The organism is Streptomyces sp. NPDC060031 (assembly GCF_042736805.1).
Lineage (GTDB): Bacteria > Actinomycetota > Actinomycetes > Streptomycetales > Streptomycetaceae > Streptomyces.
The window spans coordinates 35,339-56,877 of record NZ_JBHWVM010000032.1; the positions used below are offsets into that span (position 1 = coordinate 35,339).

Annotated in this window: 19 protein-coding genes and 1 tRNA gene; 13 read left to right on the forward strand and 7 right to left on the reverse strand. The window is 72.8% G+C overall.

Translation table 11 applies throughout. The features are described 5' to 3' along the window. Nucleotides 1-28: 28 nt before the first annotated feature. Nucleotides 29-796 (reverse strand): ABC transporter ATP-binding protein, encoded by a 768-nt coding sequence (locus tag ACFWB8_RS16715; RefSeq protein WP_385226713.1) that lies wholly within the window; start codon nucleotides 794-796, stop codon nucleotides 29-31. A 505-nt stretch (nucleotides 797-1,301) separates the two neighbouring features. On the opposite strand from ACFWB8_RS16715, the gene ACFWB8_RS16720 reads away from it, so the two are divergent. Both ACFWB8_RS16720 and ACFWB8_RS16725 read left to right on the forward strand, forming a co-directional pair. Beyond that, nucleotides 1,302-1,383: transfer RNA gene (locus ACFWB8_RS16720), tRNA-Leu, on the forward strand. A 160-nt stretch (nucleotides 1,384-1,543) separates the two neighbouring features. Then, nucleotides 1,544-2,398 (forward strand): Bax inhibitor-1/YccA family protein, encoded by an 855-nt coding sequence (locus ACFWB8_RS16725; protein ID WP_385226659.1) that lies wholly within the window; start codon nucleotides 1,544-1,546, stop codon nucleotides 2,396-2,398. Between the two features lie 124 nt (nucleotides 2,399-2,522). Here ACFWB8_RS16725 and ACFWB8_RS16730 read toward each other — a convergent pair whose 3' ends face one another. After that, nucleotides 2,523-2,753 carry a DUF4287 domain-containing protein gene (locus ACFWB8_RS16730; protein ID WP_365916646.1) on the reverse strand — a complete coding sequence of 77 codons (231 nt, stop codon included), beginning with the start codon at nucleotides 2,751-2,753 and terminating at the stop codon, nucleotides 2,523-2,525. 101 nt (nucleotides 2,754-2,854) lie between these two features. Here ACFWB8_RS16730 and ACFWB8_RS16735 point away from each other — a divergent pair, with 101 nt between their 5' ends. Beyond that, entirely contained in the window at nucleotides 2,855-3,202 is a 348-nt protein-coding gene (locus tag ACFWB8_RS16735) for a hypothetical protein (protein WP_385226661.1), read from the forward strand. Here the strand turns inward: ACFWB8_RS16735 and ACFWB8_RS16740 are convergent. The 3 genes from ACFWB8_RS16740 to ACFWB8_RS16750 form a co-directional block, all read right to left on the reverse strand. Next, nucleotides 3,186-4,001 (reverse strand): hypothetical protein, encoded by an 816-nt coding sequence (locus ACFWB8_RS16740; protein WP_385226715.1) that lies wholly within the window; start codon nucleotides 3,999-4,001, stop codon nucleotides 3,186-3,188. The two genes, ACFWB8_RS16735 and ACFWB8_RS16740, sit on opposite strands and share 17 nt — an antisense overlap. A gap of 469 nt (nucleotides 4,002-4,470) precedes the next feature. Beyond that, complete coding sequence (locus ACFWB8_RS16745) at nucleotides 4,471-5,691, reverse strand: acetyl-CoA C-acetyltransferase (RefSeq protein ID WP_385226663.1); 1,221 nt, start codon at nucleotides 5,689-5,691, stop codon at nucleotides 4,471-4,473. A gap of 115 nt (nucleotides 5,692-5,806) precedes the next feature. Next, nucleotides 5,807-6,844, reverse strand: coding sequence for an SGNH/GDSL hydrolase family protein (locus tag ACFWB8_RS16750; RefSeq protein WP_385226665.1), 1,038 nt, complete (start codon nucleotides 6,842-6,844; stop codon nucleotides 5,807-5,809). Nucleotides 6,845-6,964: 120 nt separating this feature from the next. Here ACFWB8_RS16750 and ACFWB8_RS16755 point away from each other — a divergent pair, with 120 nt between their 5' ends. Next, nucleotides 6,965-8,350 (forward strand): cystathionine beta-synthase, encoded by a 1,386-nt coding sequence (locus ACFWB8_RS16755; RefSeq protein WP_385226717.1) that lies wholly within the window; start codon nucleotides 6,965-6,967, stop codon nucleotides 8,348-8,350. 306 nt (nucleotides 8,351-8,656) lie between these two features. Here the strand turns inward: ACFWB8_RS16755 and ACFWB8_RS16760 are convergent, their stop codons facing one another. After that, nucleotides 8,657-9,031, reverse strand: a complete 375-nt coding sequence (locus ACFWB8_RS16760) for a hypothetical protein (protein WP_385226667.1) — start codon at nucleotides 9,029-9,031, stop codon at nucleotides 8,657-8,659. Between the two features lie 139 nt (nucleotides 9,032-9,170). Between ACFWB8_RS16760 and ACFWB8_RS16765 the strand changes: the two genes are divergently transcribed. Continuing rightward, the gene (locus ACFWB8_RS16765; RefSeq protein WP_385226669.1) at nucleotides 9,171-10,013 is read left to right on the forward strand and encodes a MurR/RpiR family transcriptional regulator; all 843 of its coding nucleotides are present in this window, start codon (nucleotides 9,171-9,173) and stop codon (nucleotides 10,011-10,013) included. Nucleotides 10,014-10,141: 128 nt separating this feature from the next. Here the strand turns inward: ACFWB8_RS16765 and ACFWB8_RS16770 are convergent, their stop codons facing one another. Beyond that, the gene (locus ACFWB8_RS16770) at nucleotides 10,142-11,506 is read right to left on the reverse strand and encodes a diaminopimelate decarboxylase (protein WP_385226671.1); all 1,365 of its coding nucleotides are present in this window, start codon (nucleotides 11,504-11,506) and stop codon (nucleotides 10,142-10,144) included. A gap of 104 nt (nucleotides 11,507-11,610) precedes the next feature. On the opposite strand from ACFWB8_RS16770, the gene hutU reads away from it, so the two are divergent. The 8 genes from hutU to ACFWB8_RS16810 all read left to right on the forward strand — a co-directional run bounded on the left by hutU (nucleotide 11,611) and on the right by ACFWB8_RS16810 (nucleotide 21,494). Further along, on the forward strand, nucleotides 11,611-13,296 hold the full coding sequence (gene hutU / locus ACFWB8_RS16775; RefSeq protein ID WP_385226673.1) for a urocanate hydratase: 1,686 nt from the start codon (nucleotides 11,611-11,613) through the stop codon (nucleotides 13,294-13,296). Nucleotides 13,297-13,319: 23 nt separating this feature from the next. Continuing rightward, a complete protein-coding gene (locus ACFWB8_RS16780; RefSeq protein ID WP_385226719.1) occupies nucleotides 13,320-14,510 on the forward strand; it encodes an allantoate amidohydrolase in 1,191 nt (396 codons plus the stop codon). Continuing rightward, nucleotides 14,507-15,856 carry a formimidoylglutamate deiminase gene (locus ACFWB8_RS16785; protein ID WP_385226721.1) on the forward strand — a complete coding sequence of 450 codons (1,350 nt, stop codon included), beginning with the start codon at nucleotides 14,507-14,509 and terminating at the stop codon, nucleotides 15,854-15,856. Before ACFWB8_RS16780 ends, ACFWB8_RS16785 begins: the two co-directional genes overlap by 4 nt. Nucleotides 15,857-15,910: 54 nt before the next feature. Continuing rightward, entirely contained in the window at nucleotides 15,911-17,089 is a 1,179-nt protein-coding gene (hutI, locus tag ACFWB8_RS16790; protein ID WP_385226674.1) for an imidazolonepropionase, read from the forward strand. A 127-nt stretch (nucleotides 17,090-17,216) separates the two neighbouring features. Then, entirely contained in the window at nucleotides 17,217-17,912 is a 696-nt protein-coding gene (locus tag ACFWB8_RS16795) for an LPXTG cell wall anchor domain-containing protein (RefSeq protein WP_385226676.1), read from the forward strand. 17 nt (nucleotides 17,913-17,929) lie between these two features. Further along, entirely contained in the window at nucleotides 17,930-19,009 is a 1,080-nt protein-coding gene (locus ACFWB8_RS16800) for a hypothetical protein (protein ID WP_385226678.1), read from the forward strand. 110 nt (nucleotides 19,010-19,119) lie between these two features. Beyond that, nucleotides 19,120-20,244 (forward strand): hypothetical protein, encoded by a 1,125-nt coding sequence (locus tag ACFWB8_RS16805; protein ID WP_385226723.1) that lies wholly within the window; start codon nucleotides 19,120-19,122, stop codon nucleotides 20,242-20,244. 14 nt (nucleotides 20,245-20,258) lie between these two features. Further along, the gene (locus ACFWB8_RS16810) at nucleotides 20,259-21,494 is read left to right on the forward strand and encodes a hypothetical protein (RefSeq protein WP_385226680.1); all 1,236 of its coding nucleotides are present in this window, start codon (nucleotides 20,259-20,261) and stop codon (nucleotides 21,492-21,494) included. Nucleotides 21,495-21,539: the final 45 nt, after the last annotated feature.

Consider the following 21,539-nt stretch of genomic DNA (forward strand, 5'->3'; position numbering starts at 1 on the left):
CAGCGGAGGCGGAGCCGGGCGCGAAGCCTCAGCTGGTACGGCCCTTGGCGTCGAAGGCCTTCATGCGGTCGAGCACGCCGTCGGCGGTCGGGCTGGTCATCTCGTCGACGATGCGGCCGTCGGCGAGGAAGATGACGCGGTCCGCGTAGGAGGCGGCGACCGGGTCGTGGGTGACCATGACGACGGTCTGGCCGAGCTCGCGCACCGAGTTGCGCAGGAAGCCGAGGACCTCGGCGCCGGAGCGGGAGTCGAGGTTGCCGGTGGGCTCGTCGCCGAAGATGATCTCGGGGCGGGAGGCCAGGGCGCGGGCCACGGCCACGCGCTGCTGCTGGCCGCCGGAGAGCTGGGTGGGGCGGTGGGACAGGCGGTCGGAGAGGCCGACCATCCGGATCACGGTGTCCAGCCACTGCTTGTCGGGCTTGCGGCCGGCGATGTCCATGGGGAGCGTGATGTTCTCCAGGGCCGTCAGCGTCGGCAGCAGGTTGAAGGCCTGGAAGATGAAGCCGATCTTGTCCCGGCGCAGCTGCGTGAGCTGCTTGTCCTTCAGGGTGCCCAGCTCGGTCTCGCCGATGCGCACGGAGCCGGCGGAGAAGGTGTCCAGGCCGGCGACGCAGTGCATCAGCGTGGACTTGCCGGAGCCGGAGGGGCCCATGATCGCGGTGAACTGCCCCTGGCCGAAGTCGACGGAGACGTTGTCGAGCGCGACCACCTGGGTCTCGCCCTGGCCGTACACCTTGGAGAGCTGCGTGGCGCGTGCGGCCACGGCCTGGGCGGTGTGCTGCGGGGCGTAGTTCATGGCGGTCACGGAGGGACTCCTGTCGAGCGGGTGCTGCGGTGGGGCGGGACACGTCAATCCTCGCCGCGGACACCCCCGTTCCGGATCAGCCGGTGTGCCCGTTCCACGGCCCACTCGAGACTGACCGGAGGGCTGCCCGCCTCCTCCTTTGGTATGACGCGGCCCCTGACGCGGTTCGGGGGCGTCCGAGGGATGTCCGACGGATGTCCGACGGGCGTCCGACGGGCGTCTGAGGGGCGTCCGGGTCCGCCCGCGGAGGCCGGGGGTGGCCCGGGGTGGCGTGGAGGGTGGCGGGCGGGTGGCGGGAGCCATCGAAATCCCGTCATTCCCGTGGCACCGGTGATCGCCGTCCGTACCGGGGCCGACCGTGCTTTCTCGGGCCTGACGACCCATCAAACATCAATAAAATCAGACAACATCGGATTGCCGGCCGTCTGGCGATGAGGGTGTTCCGGATAGGCTCGGGACAGCGTTCAAGGCTTTTCTGCACGGGAGTCGCCAGCCTGCCCGGATGGTGGAATGCAGACACGGCGAGCTTAAACCTCGCTGACCTTCGGGTCGTGCCGGTTCAAGTCCGGCTCCGGGCACTCTCGCGACTCTTGTGCGACTTCGCAGGGGATCCTCCTCAATCATCCTCTGCGTTTTGCCATGCCTTCTCTTAAGATCCTCCTTCAGCAGTAGCGTGCTTCCTTTGCTAACGCATTACTCTTGATGCAAGGCCGCGCACGGTGGCCATGGAGGAGTGAGATGAGGAGCAGTAACCCGGTCTTCTCGCGACGGGGGTTCAGCCGCGACAACGGTGGCTACGCGGGCTTCGGCACGCAGCAGCACCAGCAGGCCGGGACCGCCGCCAACCCGTACGCGACCAACCCGTACGCGACCGACCCGTCCACGGGCATGCCGCAGGCGCCGGCGCGCGCCAACGCGATGACCATCGACGACGTCGTGAGCCGTACGTCCCTGACGCTCGGCACCGTCGTCCTGACGGCCGTCATCTCCTGGCTCACGCTGCCGGTCGACCCGGCCAACATCAACAAGTCGTACGGCATCGCCGTCGTCGCGGCGCTCGTCGCGTTCGTCTTCGCGATGATCCAGTCCTTCAAGCGCAAGCCGGTCCCGGCGCTGATCCTGGCCTACGCGGCCTTCGAGGGCGTCTTCCTCGGCGTCATCAGCTCGGCCACCAGCACCTACATCAGCGAGGGCGTGGTCATCCAGGCCGTCCTGGGCACGATGTGCGTCTTCGCCGGCGTGCTGTTCGCCTACAAGATGCGCTGGATCCGCGTGACCCGCCGCTTCTACGGCTTCGTGATGGCCGCGGCCATGGGCTTCGTCCTGCTCATGGTCGTCAACCTGCTGTTCTCGATGTTCGGCGGCGGCGACGGCCTCGGCTTCCGCAGCGGCGGCCTCGGCATCGTCTTCGGCATCATCGGCATCATCCTCGGCGCCTGCTTCCTCGCCCTCGACTTCAAGCAGGTCGAGGACGGCGTGACGTACGGCGCCCCGCGCGAGGAGTCCTGGCTGGCGGCCTTCGGCCTCACCATGACCCTGGTGTGGATCTACCTGGAGATGCTGCGCGTGCTGTCGATCCTCAAGGGCGACTAACACGGCCGCCGTCCGCTGCGGCGACGAGCACGGCGAAGGTCCCGCGAGCGCACTGCTCGCGGGGCCTTCGCGTGTCTGTGAGGGCTACGGGGGTCGGGGGATTCGGAAGGGGACCGGCAGGGGCTCAGCCGAGTCTGCGGGCGGCCCTGCGCAGGTCGTACTCGTGGATGATCGCCTTGGCCTGGCCGTACGACAGCTCATGCGCGCCGAGGAGCCAGCTGACCTTCTCCTCGAACCGGACGAGGGAGGGCCCGTCGTCCACGGCGCGGAGCCAGTCGGAGACCTCACGACCGGTGCTCTGGGGAATTCTGTCGATCATGTTGCGGTGTGTCTGCTCGGAGAACTCTACGGACATGGGCGCCTCCGGAGGTATCGCCGTGCTGTTCTCTTCACGCCACCGTGCCGGAGAGTTCGCCCGTTGGCAATGGCGCCCGGACGGCGCGTAAGGTCGGCCGGGTGCTTGATACTTCGCCCCTGACCGCTGCCGTGGAGCGTTTCGCCGACCGGCTGCGGGCCGCGCCGCAGAGCCGTCTGCAGCGCGGAGCGGCCGCCGAGGCGCTGGAGCTGGCCCGGGAGCTCGCCGCGCGGGCACAGCGGCTGGAGGACCCCGCGGGGGCGGCTCCGGCGCGCCGGATGCCCGACGCCGGGGTGTTCGTCGTCGGGGACCAGGTGGCGGTGGCCGGGCAGGACCTCGCCGAGGCGCTGCGCGGCGTACCCGAGGGGGACGGCACGACGGCCCCGTCCGAGTTGCTGGACGAGGCCGTGCGGCTGGTGGAGCAGGCGGAAGTCAGAGCGATGCGATGACGCGGTCCGCGAGGATGTAGACGTTGTTGTCGGGGTCCTCGGAGTCACCGCAGGAGAAGGTCAGCGCGTAGGCGCCGGAGATGCCCGAGCCGCCCAGCAGGACCGGCGCGGTCCCCGAGCGCAGGGCCTCGGCCAGGCGCTCCGCGGTCTCCCGGTGACCCGGGGTCATGCACAGCGTGGTGCCGTCCGTGAAGACGTACACGTCCAGGGTGCCCAGCGGGCCGGGGCGGACGTCCGCGAGGGCCGTACGGGCCTGTGCGAGCTCCTCCAGGCGGCTGACCGTGCGCTCGTGGTCGGCGCCGGGGTGCGAGGCCTGGGCCGGTACGAAGTCGGGGTGCGAGGGGTGGCGCCGGCGGGCGGCGGCCAGCTCGGCCGAATCCTCGGGGTACACCGGGTATTCGTCGAGCTCGTCGCCGAGCACCGGCTCCAGTCCGGCCATGTCGGCCTGCCGGGGCAGGAAGACCGGGCTGTCCTCGCCACCGAGGCCGGGCAGGCCGCCCAGCAGGGAGGGGGCGTCGGCGGCGTCGCGGGCCTCCTGGGCGGCCCAGAAGGCACGCGCCTCGGCGAGCTCGCGCTCGCGCTCCTCGGCGAGGGCCTCGGCCACGGCGGCTCGTATCTCCGCGGCGGGCGAATCCACGGCGCTGCGGGCGTGCGGGACGGTCGCGGCGCGGGGGTGGGCCGATACGACCAGCTCACGGCGCAGGGCCGTGACCTGCTTGCGCAGGCCGTGGACGGCGTGCAGCGCAGCAGCGCCCACGGCCGTGGCAGCGGCCGTGGTCAGCAGCAGGGCAAGAGACATGGCGCTCACTGACTAACTCCTGATGTGATTCGATCCCCCGACTTCCTACATCAGAGTGTCCTGACCTGGGAATGGCGTGCAGTGCATTACGTCACGAATTGGACAGGTCTTTCGTCCCGGAGGTCCCCTTCGCATGGCACCTGACCTGCGGATATGCCGATCCCCCAGGAGATAGGTCACATCCTGGGGGAGATTCGGTCACAGGTCGGCCGCGACGGGATTGGAATCGGTGTCAGTACGCCGCAAGGGATCCACCCGGATCCCTTGCGGCGACTGGGCCGCTACCTGGTCGCGCTGATCTTCGCCACCGCTGCGGGCAGGTGCCGCCCCTCGTTCCTCGGGACGGCCCCTACCCTCCGCTACGGCTCAGCTCAGGCGCTCTTCTTCCTCGGTCGCGCTGATCTTCGCCACCGCTGCGGGCAGGTGCCGCCCCTCGTTCCTCGGGACGGCCCCTACCCTCCGCTACGGCTCAGCTCAGGCGCTCGATGACCATGGCCATGCCCTGGCCGCCGCCCACGCACATCGTCTCCAGGCCGAACTGCTTGTCGTGGAACTGCAGGCTGTTGATCAGCGTGCCGGTGAGGCGCGCACCGGTCATCCCGAAGGGGTGACCCACCGCGATGGCCCCGCCGTTGACGTTCAGCTTGTCCAGCGGGATCCCCAGGTCCCGGTAGGACGGGATCACCTGGGCCGCGAAGGCCTCGTTGATCTCGAACAGGTCGATGTCGCCGACGGTCAGGCCCGCCCGCTTCAGCGCCTGCTTCGACGCCTCGACCGGGCCCAGGCCCATGATCTCGGGGGAGAGGCCGGTGACGCCGGTGGAGACGATCCGGGCCAGCGGGGTCAGGCCCAGCTCCCGCGCCTTGGTGTCGCTCATGATGACCAGCGCCGCGGCGCCGTCGTTGAGCGGGCAGCAGTTGGCGGCCGTGACCAGGCCGTCGGGGCGGAAGACGGGCTTGAGGCCCTGGACGCCCTCCAGGGTGACCCCGGCGCGCGGGCCGTCGTCGGTGGAGACGACCGTGCCGTCCGGGGTCGTGACCGGGGTGATCTCGCGGGCCCAGAAGCCGTTCTTGACGGCTTCCTCGGCCAGGTTCTGCGAGCGGACGCCGAACTCGTCCATGTCCTGGCGGGTCACGCCCTTGAGGCGGGCCAGGTTCTCGGCGGTCTGCCCCATCGAGATGTACGCGTCGGGGATCAGGCCGTCCTCGCGCGGGTCGTGCCAGGACGCGCCCTCGCTCTGCGCGACGGCGGCCGTACGGGCCTCCGCGTCGCCGAAGAGCGGGTTGTGGGTGTCCGGCAGGCCGTCGGAGGAGCCCTTCACGGAGCGGGAGACCATCTCGACGCCCGCGGAGATGAAGACGTCGCCCTCGCCCGCCTTGATGGCGTGCAGGGCCATGCGGGAGGTCTGGAGCGAGGAGGAGCAGTAACGGGTGATCGTGGCGCCGGGCAGGTAGTCCATGCCCATCTGCACCGCCACGATGCGGGCGAGGTTGTGGCCCTGCTCGCCGCCCGGCAGGCCACAGCCCAGCATCAGGTCGTCGATCTCGCGCGGGTCCAGCTCGGGGACCTTGGCGAGGGCGGCCTGGATGATCGTGGCGGTCAGGTCGTCCGGGCGGACGTCCTTGAGGGACCCCTTGAAGGCGCGCCCGATCGGGGAGCGGGCGGTGGAAACGATGACGGCTTCGGGCATCGGGGCTCCAAGGGGGTGGTGAGTTGCGGCTCGTACCGGGACCGCATGCGAAGTTACCGCCCCGTACGGTCCAGGTCACGGCCCCTGTCATGTGATGCGGACCGCACTCGGGCGATCAGGGCACCGGGGTGTCCGGGGCCTCGGCTCCGGCGTGGGCCGGGTCCGGGTCCGTGCCCGGCACCCGCCGGCGGCGGCGGTGCTTGAGGAGCACCCAGGGGCCGCGGGCCGCGGTGACCTCCGTACCGGCCTGGCCCGCGGCGGCGGAGGCGGCCTTGGCCACCGGGAGCATGTCCTCGTTGCGGGAGACGTCCAGCCGGTCGGACTCAGGCCACAGCGACAGGGCGGCGCACAGGGTGGGCAGGACGGCCATCGCCGCGGTCGCGTAGCCCTCCGCGGAGGGGTGGTAGGAGTCCGGGCCGAACATCTCGCGCGGGTTGGCGGCGAACTCGGGGCCCAGCAGGTCCCCCATCGAGACCGTACGGGCGCCCAGCGCGACCACCCCTATGGTCTGGGCGGCGGCCAGCTGGCGCGAGACCCGGCGGGCCAGCCAGCGCAGCGGCTGGTACACCGGCTCGATGGTGCCGAGGTCCGGGCAGGTGGCGACCACGACCTCGGAGCCCGCGAGCCGCAGCCGGCGTACGGCCGAGGTCAGCAGCCGCACCGACTGGGTCGGCGGCATCCGGCGGGTCACGTCATTGGCGCCGATCATGATCACGCAGACGTCCGGGGGCGGCTCGTCCCCGTCGAGCAGCAGGGCCGCCTGCCGGTCCAGGTCGTCCGACATGGCCCCGGACAGCGCGACGTTGCGCAGCTGCACCGGCCGCTCGGCCACGGCGGACAGCCCCGACGCCAGCAGGGCTCCCGGGGTCTGTCTGGCTCTGCGCACGCCGAGCCCCGCGGCCGTGGAATCGCCCAGCATGCCCAGGCGCAGCGGGCCCGGACTCAGCTCGGGCCCGCCGAACTCGCTCCCGTACAGCCCGTCCGCGCGCGGCGGGTCCGGCAGCCCGGTGCCGACCGTCCGCTTCGCGAACTGCATCTCCGCCAGTACCAGTCCCACCGCGGCGGCTCCGACCAGCCCGAGCCCGCCGCCGCCGTACGCCGCACCCGCCGCGATCCGGCGGGCCGTCCTCGCCCTGGACACCCTTCGAGCCACCTCGCTTTCCTGCCGGCCCCGTGACCTACCTGCCCCGTACTGCCGGTCGGCCAATCCCTTTCCGCATACTCTGGCCGGACCTCCCGGAGAACCCGTGGAGTCCCCTCCTTGGAGAACATGGTGCAATTCCACGACTCGATGATCAGCCTCGTCGGCAACACCCCGCTGGTGAAGCTCAACCGTGTGACCGAAGGCCTGCAGGCCACCGTCCTTGCGAAGGTCGAGTACTTCAACCCGGGCGGGTCCGTGAAGGACCGGATCGCCGTCCGGATGATCGAGGCCGCCGAGCAGAGCGGAGCCCTCAAGCCCGGTGGCACCATCGTGGAGCCGACCAGCGGCAACACTGGTGTAGGACTCGCCATCGTGGCCCAGCAGAAGGGCTACAAGTGCATCTTCGTCTGCCCTGACAAGGTGTCCATGGACAAGATCAACGTGATGCGCGCGTACGGCGCCGAGGTCGTGGTCTGCCCGACCGCCGTGGACCCCGAGCACCCGGACTCGTACTACAACGTGTCCGACCGCCTCGTGCGCGAGACGCCGGGAGCCTGGAAGCCCGACCAGTACAGCAACGCGAACAACCCCCGTTCGCACTACGAGACCACCGGTCCCGAGCTGTGGGAGCAGACGGACGGGAAGATCACCCACTTCGTCGCGGGCGTCGGCACCGGCGGCACGATCTCCGGCACCGGCAACTACCTCAAGGAGGTGTCCGGCGGCAAGGTCAAGGTCATCGGCGCCGACCCCGAGGGCTCGGTCTACTCCGGCGGCAGCGGCCGCCCGTACCTCGTCGAGGGCGTCGGCGAGGACTTCTGGCCGACCGCGTACGACCCGAACGTCACCGACGAGATCATCGCGGTGTCCGACAAGGACTCCTTCCAGATGACCCGCCGCCTCGCGAAGGAGGAGGGCCTGCTGGTCGGCGGCTCCTGCGGCATGGCGGTCGTCGCCGCGCTGAAGGCGGCCGAGGGCCTGGGCCCGGACGACGTGGTCGTCGTCCTGCTGCCGGACAGCGGCCGCGGCTACCTCAGCAAGATCTTCAGCGACGAGTGGATGGCCGGTCACGGCTTCCTGGAGGAGGCGGGCCCCTCCGCGCGCATCGGCGAGGTGCTGAACGACAAGGAGGGCGGCATCCCCTCCCTCGTGCACATGCACCCCGAGGAGACCGTCGGCGAGGCCATCGAGGTCCTGCGCGAGTACGGCGTCTCGCAGATGCCGATCGTCAAGCCGGGCGCCGGCCACCCCGACGTCATGGCCGCGGAGGTCATCGGCTCGGTCGTGGAGAAGGAGCTGCTGGCGGCGCTGTTCGCCAAGCAGGCCTCGCTGGGCGACCCGCTGGAGAAGCACATGAGCGCGCCGCTGCCGCAGGTCGGCTCGGGCGAGCCGGTCTCCGAGCTGATGGCCGTGCTGGGCGAGGCGGACGCGGCGATCGTGCTGGTCGAGGGCAAGCCGACCGGTGTGGTGAGCCGCCAGGACCTGCTGGCGTTCCTCGCCAAGGGCGCCAAGTAGCCGTTACGGGACCGCGTGCGTCCGTCTCCCAAACGGTACGGGCCCGTCACGTGGCGGCAGCACCGGCTTAACACGGCTCCGGCACAGTGGTGGTTGTCGGCAGGGAAGCCCGGGAAACCGGGACCCGGCCGGCGCCACCAACGGCGTCGGCGCTACTCCGGAGCGGCTCCCGGACAGCGCCCGACGTCACGGACGCGCGGACGGCCCTGACCCGGCCCGTGTCCTTCGCGGGGACCGCCGTCGTCCCGCCCCCGGGCAACCGGGGTGCGGCGGTTCCCGCGCTGTCCGTTCGCGGGGCCGTCGGCGTCAGTCCCGCGGGTCGCGGTCGCGGCGGCCCAGGCTCTTCCTGGCGTGGATGAAGTTCACGCCCAGGATCCCCGCCCACGCCACGAGCAGGCCGCTCAGGTGCGCGTGGGCCGCGCCGATGGCGGAGAGCGGCATCGCCAGGACCAGCGTGATGATGGCGAAGCCGTAGCGTTCGCCGAAGGTGCCGTCCGACGCGCCGGGGCGACCGGAGCCGCCGCGGGCGGCGAGCAGGCGGTCCTCCGCCAGCCGGCGCCGGACCTGGGTGTCGACCTTCTCGACGAAGGAGTCCACCAGCGCGGACTCGTACTCCGGCCCCAGTTCCCGCCGGGCGTCCAGCGCGGCGTCGAGTTCCTTCTTCAGCTCTTGAGACTCCATCCCGCCAGTGTAGGAAGCCGACGGAATACCGGCCCTGGGGCTAGCCCCCGTCTCGCGGAACGGTCCGCGGCTTGCCGTCCTGCATAACCGCATGCAGAGTGCTGGGTGACTGAATAATCACCTGGACTGAGGGGGCGGGATGGGCGAGAACCCGGCCGCGCGGTTGCAGAAGCTGTTCGAGGGGCACCGGCTGACGCCGACCCAGCGGCGCATCGCGCACTGCATGGTGCGCGGCGCGGCGGAGGTGCCCTTCCTGTCGAGCGTGGAGCTCGCCGAGCTGGCCGGGGTGAGCCAGCCCTCGGTGACCCGCTTCGCGGTGGCCCTCGGCTTCGACGGCTACCCGGCGCTGCGCCGGCACCTGCGCGAGGTGGCACCCGCCGAGCGGGCCGGCGCCGTGCGGGAGGACGCGTACAACGAGTACCAGCAGGCCGTACAGGGCGAGATCGAGAACCTGCGGCAGCTGGCGACCCTGCTCGCCGATCCCGCTCCCGTGCAGGAGGCGGGCCGGCTGCTCGCCGCGTCGGCCCCGCTGCCGGTGCTCGGCCTGCGGGCGGCGTCCTCGCAGGCGCGCGGGTTCGCGTACTTCGCCGCCAAGGTGCACCCGGACGTACGGCTCCTCGACGAGGGCGGCTCGATGCTCGCCGACCGGATCGACGCCGCCGTGGCCGCGGGGGCCTCGGCGCTGCTGTGCTTCGCGCTGCCGCGGCACCCCAAGGAGGTGTCCGAGGCCCTGGAGCACGGGCGCGCGGCCGGGCTGACCGTGGTGACGGTCGCCGATTCGGCGTTCGCCCCCGTGGCCCCGTACTCGGATCTGCTGATTCCGGCGCCGGTGGGCACCGGCCTGGCCTTCGACACGGCGTGTGCGCCGATGCTGCTGGGGCGGGTGCTGCTGGAGGCGATGGCGGACGCCCTGCCGGACGCGCAGGCGCGCCTGGAGGCCTTCGACGCGCGGGCCGCGGCGCGGGGCCTGTTCGTGGAGTAGGCCCGCGCGGGGCACCTGGGGCTCCGCCCCAGACCCCGCGCCTCAACGCCGGCGAGGCTGATCCTTGCCGGGCGGCGCTGCAATTCGCCACAAGACGGCAGCAGCTCGAATCCAGCCCCCCCCGGCAGTCAGAGCAGCGCGTCGCGGAGGGCGGCGCCCGCTTCGGCGGCGATCGCGGACAGGGGCTGCGCCTCGCGGGCCAGGGTGAAGCGGACCCGGCCCCCCGGGGTGAGTGCGAAGCCGTGCACCGCAGGCCGGGGCAGGCTGTTGTAGCCGTAGTGCGCGGTGAAGAAGTACGCGCCCGTGTCCGGGACGGCGATCACGTCACCGGGGGCGAGGGGCGGGAGCTCCCGCCCCTCGGCCAGCAGGTCCCCCGCGAAGCAGGCCGGCCCCGCGATGTCCTGCGCGACGGGCGCCCCCGTCTTCGGGAGGCCCTTCGCGTCGTACGCCAGGATCCGCACCGGCCACGCCGCCGGCGCGTACACCGTACGGGTCGCCAGTTGGACCCCCGCGTGCGTGAGCACGATCGGCCGCGCCCCGGAGGTCTTGGTGTACTCGACCCGGGACAGCACCAGCCCGTGCTTGGCCAGCAGGGACCGGCCGAACTCCGTCACCAGGCCGTAGCGGCCGGCGAACAGGCCGGGGACGGCCTCGCGCAGGGCCGCCACGTACTGCGCGTACGTCGGGGTCTCGGCGTCCGAGGCGAAGTTCACCGGCAGCCCCCCGCCGATGTCGAGCGTGTCGACCTGCCGTCGCCCGGCCGCCGCGTTGATCTCCTCGGCCAGGGCGTGCAGTTCCCGTACCCCCTGCGCGATCAGCGGCAGCGGCACGCCCTGGGAGCCCGAGTGGGTGTGCAGCCGGGTGAGCCACGGCCGGTCCAGGTACGCCCGTACGAGCCACTCGCGCGCGCCCGGGTCGCGCAGGGCGGTGCCGAACTTCGACGTCGCGGTGGCGGTGGACAGCGCGCCGATCGTGCCCGCGCCGGTCTGCGGGTTGATCCGCATCCCCAGCGGCGAGGCGGTCGGCCCCGCGCCCACCAGCGCGTCGAGCCGCTCCAGCTCCTGCGGGTTGTCGGCGTTGACGGCGATGCCCAGCGCCAGGGCCTCGCGCAGCTCGGCCGGGGTCTTGGCGGGGGAGTCCAGCACGGTCCGCTCGGGCGCGACGCCCGCGGCGCGGGCCAGCGCCAGCTCGCCGGGGCTGGCCACCTCGCAGCCGATCCCGGCGTCGGCGAGCAGCCGGAGCACCGGGACGAGCGGGGCGGCCTTGACCGCGAAGGCGTGCAGCACGGGCGTTCCGGCCGGCAGCGCGGCCGCGAAGGCTTCGGTCAGCGCGGCGGCCGAGGCGCGGATTCCGGCCACGTCCAGCAGGCACGCCAGGGGCTCGGCGTCCTGCGCGCCGCCCACGAGGCCCTGCTCGACCGCGGCCCGTACGGCCAGGTCCCGCCGGGTGGCGGGGTCGTGCGCGGGCGTACCCGCAGGGGTCTCGGCAGCCATGTCCGCCATCCCATCATCCGGCGGGGCCGCGCGCAGCTGTTGACTGAATCTATTCAGCGAGCAAGGATGTGAATAGATTGACCAACATCGGAGGAGGCACCGCCATGTCAGGACCCCGCCCCGTACGGGCCGCGCGAGGCACCGAGCTCAGCACCCTGGGATGGCAGCAGGAGGCCGCGCTGCGGATGCTGCAGAACAACCTCGACCCCGAGGTCGCCGAACACCCCGACAAGCTGGTCGTCTACGGCGGCACCGGCAAGGCCGCCCGCGACTGGCGCTCGTACGACGCGATGGTCCGCACCCTGCGCACCCTCAAGCAGGACGAGACGATGCTCGTCCAGTCCGGCCGCCCGGTCGGCGTGATGCAGACCCACGAGTGGGCGCCGCGCGTCCTGCTCGCGAACTCCAACCTGGTCGGCGACTGGGCGAACTGGGAGGAGTTCCGCCGCCTGGAGTCCCTCGGACTGACCATGTACGGGCAGATGACCGCCGGCTCGTGGATCTACATCGGCACCCAGGGCATCCTCCAGGGCACCTACGAGACCTTCGGCGCCGTCGCGGCCAAGCTGCATTCAATCGGTAAGGGAGGGGTCGGCGGCACCCTCGCCGGCACCATCACCCTCACCGCCGGCCTCGGCGGCATGGGCGGCGCCCAGCCGCTGGCCGTGACGATGAACGACGGCGTCGCCATCTGCATCGACGTCGACCCGCGCGCCATCGAGCGCCGCATCGAGCACCGCTACCTGGACGTGAAGGCCGACAACCTCCGCCACGCCCTCCAGCTGGCCGTCGAGGCCCGCGACGCCCGCAAGCCGCTCTCCATCGGCCTGCTCGGCAACGCAGCCGAGCTGCTCCCGCAGATGCTGGCCGAGGGCGCGCCGATCGACATCGTGACCGACCAGACGAGCGCGCACGACCCGCTCGCCTACCTGCCCGTCGGCGTCGACTTCGACGACATGGCGACCTTCGCCGCCAAGGACCCGGCGGGCTTCACCACCCGCGCCCGCGAGTCCATGGCCAAGCACGTCGAGGCCATGGTCGGTTTCATGGACGCCGGCGCCGAGGTCTTCGACTACGGCAACTCCATCCGCGGCGAGGCGCAGCTGGCGGGCTACGACCGGGCGTTCGACTTCCCCGGCTTCGTCCCGGCCTACATCCGCCCGCTGTTCTGCGAGGGCAAGGGCCCCTTCCGGTGGGCGGCCCTGTCCGGCGAGGCCTCGGACATCCACAAGACCGACAAGGCGATGCTCGAACTCTTCCCGGAGAACGAGTCGCTGCACCGCTGGATCAAGATGGCCGGCGAGCGCGTCCACTTCCAGGGCCTGCCCGCGCGGATCTGCTGGCTCGGCTACGGCGAGCGCGACAAGGCCGGCGAGCGCTTCAACGACATGGTCGCCTCCGGTGAGCTGGCCGCCCCGCTCGCCATCGGCCGCGACCACCTCGACTGCGGCTCGGTGGCCTCCCCGTACCGCGAGACCGAGGCCATGCTCGACGGCTCCGACGCGATCGCGGACTGGCCGCTGCTCAACGCCATGGTCAACGTCGCCTCCGGCGCGTCCTGGGTCTCCATCCACCACGGCGGCGGCGTCGGCATGGGCCGCTCCATCCACGCGGGCCAGGTCACGGTCGCCGACGGCACCCCGCTGGCCGGCGAGAAGATCCGCCGCGTCCTCACCAACGACCCCGGCATGGGCGTCATCCGTCACGTCGACGCCGGCTACGACATCGCCGAGACGGTGGCCGACGAGCGCGGCGTCCGCGTCCCCATGCGGGAGGGTGACACCGCGTGAGCGACGCCCCCTCGTTCCACGAGATGTGGGCGCAGCTCGCGCCCCTCGGGCGCAACGCCGACACCGGCGGCTACCGCCGGTACGCCTGGACCGGGGCCGATGCCGACTGCCGGAACTGGTTCCAGGAGCAGGCCGAGGCGCGCGGACTGGCGTACGAGACCGACCGCAACGGCAACCAGTGGGCCTGGCTCGGCGACCCCCTGGCCGGTGACGCCGTCGTCACCGGCTCCCACCTGGACTCCGTCCCCGACGGCGGTGCCTTCGACGGCCCCCTCGGGGTCGTGTCCTCCTTCGCGGCCCTGGACGAACTCCGCAGGAGGGGCGCGGAGTTCGCCAGGCCACTGGCCATCACCAACTTCGGTGACGAGGAAGGGGCCCGCTTCGGCCTCGCCTGCGTCGGCTCCCGGCTCGCCGCCGGGCAGCTGACCCGGGAGAAGGCGTACGAGCTCCGCGACGCGGACGGCATCTCCCTGCCCCGGGCGATGGAGGCCGCCGGGTACGACCCCGAGGCCATCGGGGCCGACCCCGAGCGCCTCGCCCGCATCGGCGCCTACGTCGAGCTGCACGTGGAGCAGGGCCGGGCCCTGGACCTCTCCGGCGACCGGGTCGGCATCGCCTCGGCGATCTGGCCGCACGGCCGCTGGCGGTTCGACTTCCACGGCGAGGCCAACCACGCGGGCACCACCCGCCTGGTGGACCGCCGGGACCCGATGCTCACGTACGCGGCGACCGTGCTGGCCGCCCGCGGTGAGGCGGCCCTGGCCGGGGCCGTCGCCACCTTCGGGAAGATCGCGGTCGAGCCCAACGGGGTCAATGCCATCCCCTCCCTCGTACGGGGCTGGCTCGACTCCCGCGCCGCCGACCAGGCCACCCTCGACACGGTCGTCACCGCCATCGAGAAGGCCGCCCGTGAGCGCGCCGACCAGGACGGCATCGACCTGGACATCGTCCGGGAGTCCTTCACCCCGGTCGTCGAGTTCGAGCACGCCCTGCGCGACGAGATGAACCGGATCCTGGGCGGGGCCGTCCCCGTCCTCGGCACCGGGGCGGGACACGACGCCGGAATCCTCTCCGCCGCCGTCCCGACCGCGATGCTGTTCGTACGGAACCCCACCGGGGTCTCCCACTCCCCGCGGGAGTTCGCCGCCGAGGACGACTGCGTGGCCGGCGTCCTCGCCCTCGCCGACGTACTGGAAGGTCTCGCGTGCCGCTGACCGCGCACAAGACGTACTGGCTGGAGCACGCCTGGCTCGGCACCCATGTCGAGCCGGGCGTCGCCCTGGACGTGAACACGGACGGCCGGATCGCCGCCGTCCGCACCGGGGCCGGGGCGCAGACCCCGCCGCCCGGCGCGGAGGTCCTGCGCGGCCTCACCCTCCCGGGCCTGGCCAACGCCCACAGCCACGCCTTCCACCGGGCGCTGCGGGGCACGGTCCAGGTCGGCTCGGGCACCTTCTGGACCTGGCGCGACTTCATGTACAAGGTCGCCCAGAACCTCACCCCCGACACGTATTTCGCGCTCGCCCGCGCCGTGTACGCCGAGATGGCGCTGGCCGGCATCACCAACGTCGGCGAGTTCCACTACGTCCACCACGCCCCCGGCGGCGCCCCCTACGCCGACCCGAACGCCATGGGCGAGGCCCTGATCGAGGCCGCCGCCGCGGCCGGCATCCGGATCACCCTGCTGGACACCGCGTACCTGTCGGCGGGCTTCGGGCAGGCCCCGAACCAGCACCAGCTGCGCTTCTCCGACGGAACCGCCGAGGCCTGGGCCGAGCGGGTCGGCGCCCTCAAGCCGCGCGAGCACGCCCTGATCGGCGCCGCGATCCACTCGGTACGCGCCGTCCCCGCAGGCCAACTCGCCACCGTGGCCCGCTGGGCCGAGGAGCGGGAGGCGCCGCTGCACGTGCACCTCTCGGAGCAGACCGCCGAGAACGACGCCTGCCAGGCCGCCCACGGGCGCACCCCGACCCAGCTGCTGGCCGACCACGGGGTGCTGGGCCCGCGCACCACCGGCGTCCACAACACGCACCTCACCGACGCGGACATCGCCCTGCTGGGCGGCACCACCACCGGCACGTGCATGTGCCCCACCACCGAACGCGACCTCGCCGACGGCATCGGCCCCGCGGTCCGCCTCCAGCACGCGGGCAGCCCGCTGTCGCTCGGCAGCGACAGCCACGCGGTGATCGACCTGCTCGAAGAGGCGCGGGCGATGGAGCTGAACGAGCGCCTCAGCAGCCGGACGCGGGGGCACTGGACGGCGAACTCCCTGCTCGCGGCCGCCACCGCCGACGGCCACGCGGCCCTCGGCCGGCCCGACGCGGGCCGCCTGGAGGCGGGCGCGCTCGCGGACTTCACCACGATCGCCCTGGACTCCGTACGGACGGCCGGCCCCCTGCCGAGGCTGGGCGCCGAGACGGCGGTGTTCGCCGCGACCGCTTCGGACGTCCGCCACACGGTGGTGGCCGGCCGCCACGTGGTCCGCGACGGCGCCCACACCCTGCTCCAGGACGTCCCGTCCGCCCTGGCCGATGCCATCGCGACCCTCCGGTCCTGACCGCCGCGGCTCAAAGATCCGGGGCGGAGCCCCAGGAAACCCCCGAGAGGAATCATGACCACCATCGTCGTCACCAACATCGGCAGCCTCGTCACCAACGACCCCGCCCTCGGCGACGGCTCCCCCCTCGGGCTGATCCAGGACGCCGCCCTCGTCATCGACGGCGACCGCATCGCCTGGGTCGGCCCCGCCCAGACGGCCCCGGCGGCGGACGAGACGTACGACGCCGACGGCCGCGCCGTGATCCCCGGCTTCGTCGACTCCCACTCGCACCTGCTCTTCGCCGGCGACCGCACCGCCGAGTTCAACGCGCGGATGTCCGGCCGCAGCTACTCCGCCGGAGGCATCCGCACCACCGTCGCCGCCACCCGGGCCGCCACCGACGCCGCACTCGAAGCCAACCTGCTGCGCCACCTCGACGAGGCCCGCCGCCAGGGCACCACCACCTTCGAGACCAAGTCCGGCTACGGCCTCACCGTCGCCGACGAGGCCCGCGCCCTGCGCATCGCCGCCGCGCACACCGAGGAGGTCACCTACCTCGGCGCGCACATCGTCTCCCCCGACTACGCCGACGACCCGGCCGGCTACGTCGACCTCGTCACCGGGGAGATGCTGGCCGCCTGCGCCCCGTACGCCCGCTGGGTGGACGTCTTCTGCGAGGAGGGCGCCTTCGACGGCGACCAGGCCCGCGCCATCCTCACCGCGGGCGCCGCCGCCGGGCTCATCCCGCGCGTCCACGCCAACCAGCTCTCCCACGGCCCCGGCGTACAGCTCGCCGTGGAGCTGGAGGCCGCCTCCGCCGACCACTGCACCCACCTCACCGAGGCCGACGTGGACGCCCTCGCGCAGGCCGCGGCCACCACCGTCGCCACTCTGCTGCCCGGCGCCGAGTTCTCCACCCGCGCCCAGTGGCCCGACGCCCGCCGCCTGATCGACGCGGGCGCCACCGTCGCGCTGTCCACGGACTGCAACCCCGGCTCCTCCTACACCAGTTCCATGCCGTTCTGCATCGCGCTCGCCGTCCGGGACATGCGGATGACCCCCGACGAGGCCCTGTGGTCCGCGACCGCGGGCGGCGCCCGCGCCCTGCGCCGCGGCGACATCGGCACCCTCGCCCCCGGCTCGCGCGCGGATCTGGCCCTGCTCGACGCCCCCAGCCACGTCCACCTCGCCTACCGCCCGGGCGTCCCGCTGGTCTCCGCCGTCTGGCAGAAGGGCGTCCGCACGGCCTGATTCCGCCCGGCCCGCGGGCCGTTGATCCGGGCCTGTCCTTTGTCTTCCCTCCGTAAGGCCCCGGGCGTACCTTGAGCCACCAATCTGATGTGCCGTCAGTAACTTGTGGCTTGAGGGGAAGACGAAGGTGTCCGACCGGAAACGCTCCACCGCGCTCGCACTGGCCTCCGCGCTGGCCGGATCGGCCGTACTGCTGGCTGCCCCCGCAGCCCACGCCGCCGTGATCGAGGTCCAGTACGACTGCAAGACCCCGATCGGGGACAAGTCGGCGGTCTCGCCGATCGACATCAAGGCGGTCAAGGAGGGGGACGGCTACAAGCTGACGATGTCCTTCCAGAAGGGCGTCTCCTCCAGCCCCATCGAGCTCGGCAAGGGCGCGATGAGTCCCAGCGCGGTCATCCTCGTCGAGGGCGCCGAGAAGGCGTCCGTCCCCGTCTCCGGCCCGCCCAACCCCGAGGCCGTCCCGGCCGAGACGCCCATCAAGATCACCGACCTCTCGGGCACCTACACGCCCAAGAAGAGCGGCAAGGTCACCTTCACCGCCGGCGTCCTGACCATCAAGGCCATGGGCACGACGACGACCTGCACCCCCGGCAACAGCCCCAAGCCCGCCCTCGAACTGGAGGTCACGGCCCCCGCCGGCGCGGGCAAGGACGTCACCCCGCAGGCCGGCGGTTCCGGCGGTTCCGGCGGGGACACCCTTCCGCAGACCGGCCCCGCCGACTCCGCGATCGCCCTCGGCACCCTCGGCGGCACCGTGCTGCTCTCCGGCGCCGCCGGAGTGCTCTGGCTGACCCGACGCGGCCAGCGGGCCCGGTCCTGAACGGAGCACCCCCGGCCATGCCCGTGCTCCCCACCCCCACCCGCATCCCCACCCGCACCCCCACCCCCGACCGGAGCCTCCGCCGCGCCGGCCGCGCCCCCCGCGTCCGGCCGGCCCGCCTGGCCGTCGCGGCGCTCCTCGCGGCCGCCGCGCTGTACGGCGGCCCCGCGAGCGCCGACGAGCCCGGCTGGACGGCCGAGCCCGCCGCCGGGCGCCCGGCCGCGGCGCGCCCGTACTTCTACCTCGCGGGCGCCCCCGGCACCGTGATGGAGGACCGGCTCGCCCTGGCCAACACCACCGACCAGGAGCGCACCGTCACCCTGCGCGGGGCCGACGCCTACAACACCGCCGACGGTGCCTTCGCGGTGCGCCCCGCCGCACCCGCGGCCGGAGGCCGCCGGGCGGAGGCAGCCGCCGGCGCCGGTTCCTGGATCAGCTTCGGAGCCTCCGCCACGGTGAAGATCCCGCCCCGCACCCGCGCGGTGGTGCCCTTCACCGTCACCGTGCCGCCCGCCTCCCCGCCCGGCGACCACCCCGCGGCCGTGGTCGCCACCGAGGGCGGCCGCGAGGTGGGCGTACGGGTCCACCTGCGCGTCAGCGGCCCGACGCTGGCCGCCCTCACCGTCGAGGACGTCGCCGTACGGGGCAAGGGCGCGGCCACGCGGGTCGCCTACACCCTGGTCAACCGCGGCAACGTCGCCCTCGCCCCCGAACTGTCCCTCACCGCCCGCGGCCGTTTCGGCGAGGTCCCCGGCCGCGGCGCCCACCCCCTCCCGGTGGAGCTGCTGCCCGGCCAGCGCGTCGAGCTGACCGAACCCTGGCCCGGCGCCCCGGTCCTGGACCACGCCTCCCTCATCCTCACCGTCACGGCCCCCGGCGGCGCCCGGGCCACAGGTCGCGCCTCGGCCTGGTTCGTGCCCTGGGGCATCGCCGGCCGGACCGGCGTCGGCCTGCTCGGCCTCGGCGCGACCACCTCGGCCGCGCTGCTCCTCGTACGCAGGCGGCGGATCCGGCGGGACGAGCCGCCGCCCGACCCGGCCGGCGTACCCGAACAGGCATCGGCACCGGAACACGAGTTGACGGGAGCACCCAGGTGAGCGCCAAGGTCGGCGGGGCAGTCGGCGACGAGGCCCGTGCCCGGGCCGGGGGTCGGGCCCGGGGCCGTGGCCTGGGCCGCGCCCTCGTCGCGGCAGGGCTGGCGGTGTTCCTGGCGGTCCCCGCGCTCCTGCTGCTCCCGGCGCCCCCGGCCGCCGCGGCCGACGCGGGCAAACCCGCCGTGGCGCTCTCCCTCCAGGAGGCCGCCAAGGGCACCGAGATCACCGTCACCGGCACCGGCTGGCGGCCCAAGACCCTGGTGATGCTGCTGGTCTGCGGGCAGAACATGATCGGCGGCACCAACAGCTGCGCCAACGCCGACGGCGTCGCCGTATCGGTCGGCGACGACGGCCGCTTCGCCGCCCAGCTCCCGGTGGTGGCGCCCCCCAAGCCGTGCCCCTGCGTCGTCAACGTCACCTCCGTCAACGGCGACCAGTCCACCGTCGCCGCCGCGCTGAAGATCACCGACCACCCGGTGGCGGAACTCCCCGCCGAGGGCGGCACCGCCCGCCTGGCCATGCTCACTGGGGTCCGGCTGGGGGGCGAGGACGGGGTGCTGACCTGGTTCGGCGCCCCGGCCGGCCGGAAGTTCACGGTCACCATCGGCAATCTCGGCTCCGCCCCGGTCAAGGACCCCGTCTTCCAACTCGGCATCGCACACGGGGTGTTCGCGCCGATCTGGGAGGAGGTCCGCTGGAAGGGCACCATCCCGCCCGGCGGCAAGGCCGAGGTCTCGCTGGGCGTCTCCCTCGCCGCGGGCGCCCACGGCGACTACACGGTCTCCCTCAAGTACGGCGAGACGGTCGTGGCCACCCAGCCCTGGGGCGTCGCCCGCCCGTACGGAGTGCTGCTGTTCTGGGGCCTGCTCCTGCTGGTGATCCCCGCCGGGCTCTTCCGCGTGGGCATGGCCGTGGTGGACAAGGTCCGCCCGCGCGAGCCCGTAGGCGGTGGCCGCCACCGCGGCGCCCGTCTCCCCGAGGCGGCGACGGCCGTGACGGCCCGGCTGCCCGGGATCCCCGCCGTACGAGGCCTCGCGCAGCCACGCACCGGGCCACCGGCCCGGTCCCCCCAGACCACCACGGCGGTCCTGCCGTGGTTCACCCCGGACAGCGCGCCGGGGCCAACCGCACCACCCGAAGCACCTGCACCACCCGAAGCACCTGCACCACCTGCACCACCTGCACCACAGGCGTCCGCACCGTCTGAGATCAGTCCGACGACGAAGGGACATTCGTGAAGACCCAACGGAGGATGAGTGCGGCCGCAGTCGCGCTGTTGTTCGGCGGCGCGGGCATCCTGCTGGCGGCGAGCCCCGCCCAGGCGGCCGACGTCTCGTACAAGGTGGAGTGCGTACCGCCGGCCGGCGGCGGCAGCCCGGTCCAGGGCACGACCACCGCCTCGGTCACCGCGCCGGCCACCGCCAAGGTCGGTGACGAGGTCGAGGTGGTCTGGAAGACCGTCAAGCCGGCCTCGAACAACACCGACCTCATGGACCTGCCCAAGGACAGCATCAAGCCGATCGGCTACGCCAAGCTCGGCGGGGCGCAGAGCGGTGAGCTGAAGATGGAGGGTGCGCGGTCGAACCCGCCCATCCCCAAGAAGTCGCCCATGGTCCTCTCCGACATGAAGGCCAAGGTCAAGCTGACCAAGGCCGGGGACGTCACCATCTCGCCCGGCAAGTACGACGTGGACTTCAGCGGCCTGCTCACCCATTGCACGCCGCAGGAGTCGGTCGGCGTGGGCGCCACCATCAAGGTCACCGAGGGCGGTGGCTCCACCAACGGCGGCACCACGAACGGCGGCTCCACCAACGGCGGCACCACCGCCGGATCCGATGGGCAGACCGACTTCCCGGGCAAGCCGATCGAGGTGGCCTACACCTGCGGCGACTTCGTCGAGGGCGGGATCAAGACCCCGGTGACGATCAACGCCAAGAAGAACGGCGGCAGCTACGACCTGACCGTCAAGACCGCCAAGGACGTGATGAAGAGCCCGGCCGACCTGCCCGCGGGGGCCCTCAAGCCCTCGATGGCGATCAAGCTCGGTGGAGCCGACAGCGGCACGGTCAAGGTCTCCGGCCCCGCGAACAAGGAGCCGACCCCGAAGGGGGCCGGGGTCACCCTCAGTGACATGACCGGCACCTACAAGCCGGGCAAGACCGGCAAGGTGACGCTGAGCCCGGACCAGCTGACGATCGAGGTCGTCATGGCCCCGGCTCCGGCCGAGCCGATCGAGGTGCCCTGCAAGGCGGCCAGCAGCGGCGTCTCGCTGGAACTGGACGTCACCGCCCAGGCGGGCGGCTCCGGCGGCCCGTCCACCACCGGCACCACCACCGGCACCACCACCGGCTCGGACAGCCTGGCCCAGACCGGCGCGCAGGACGAGGGCGGCATCAAGGCCCTGGCCCTGGTCGCCGGCACGGTCGTCCTGCTCGGCGCGGCGGTCTTCACCTTCACCCCGTGGCGCCGCCTGCGCGGCACCCGCTAGCCCCAACGGCGACGGCCCGGCACACCTTGCGGTGTGCCGGGCCGT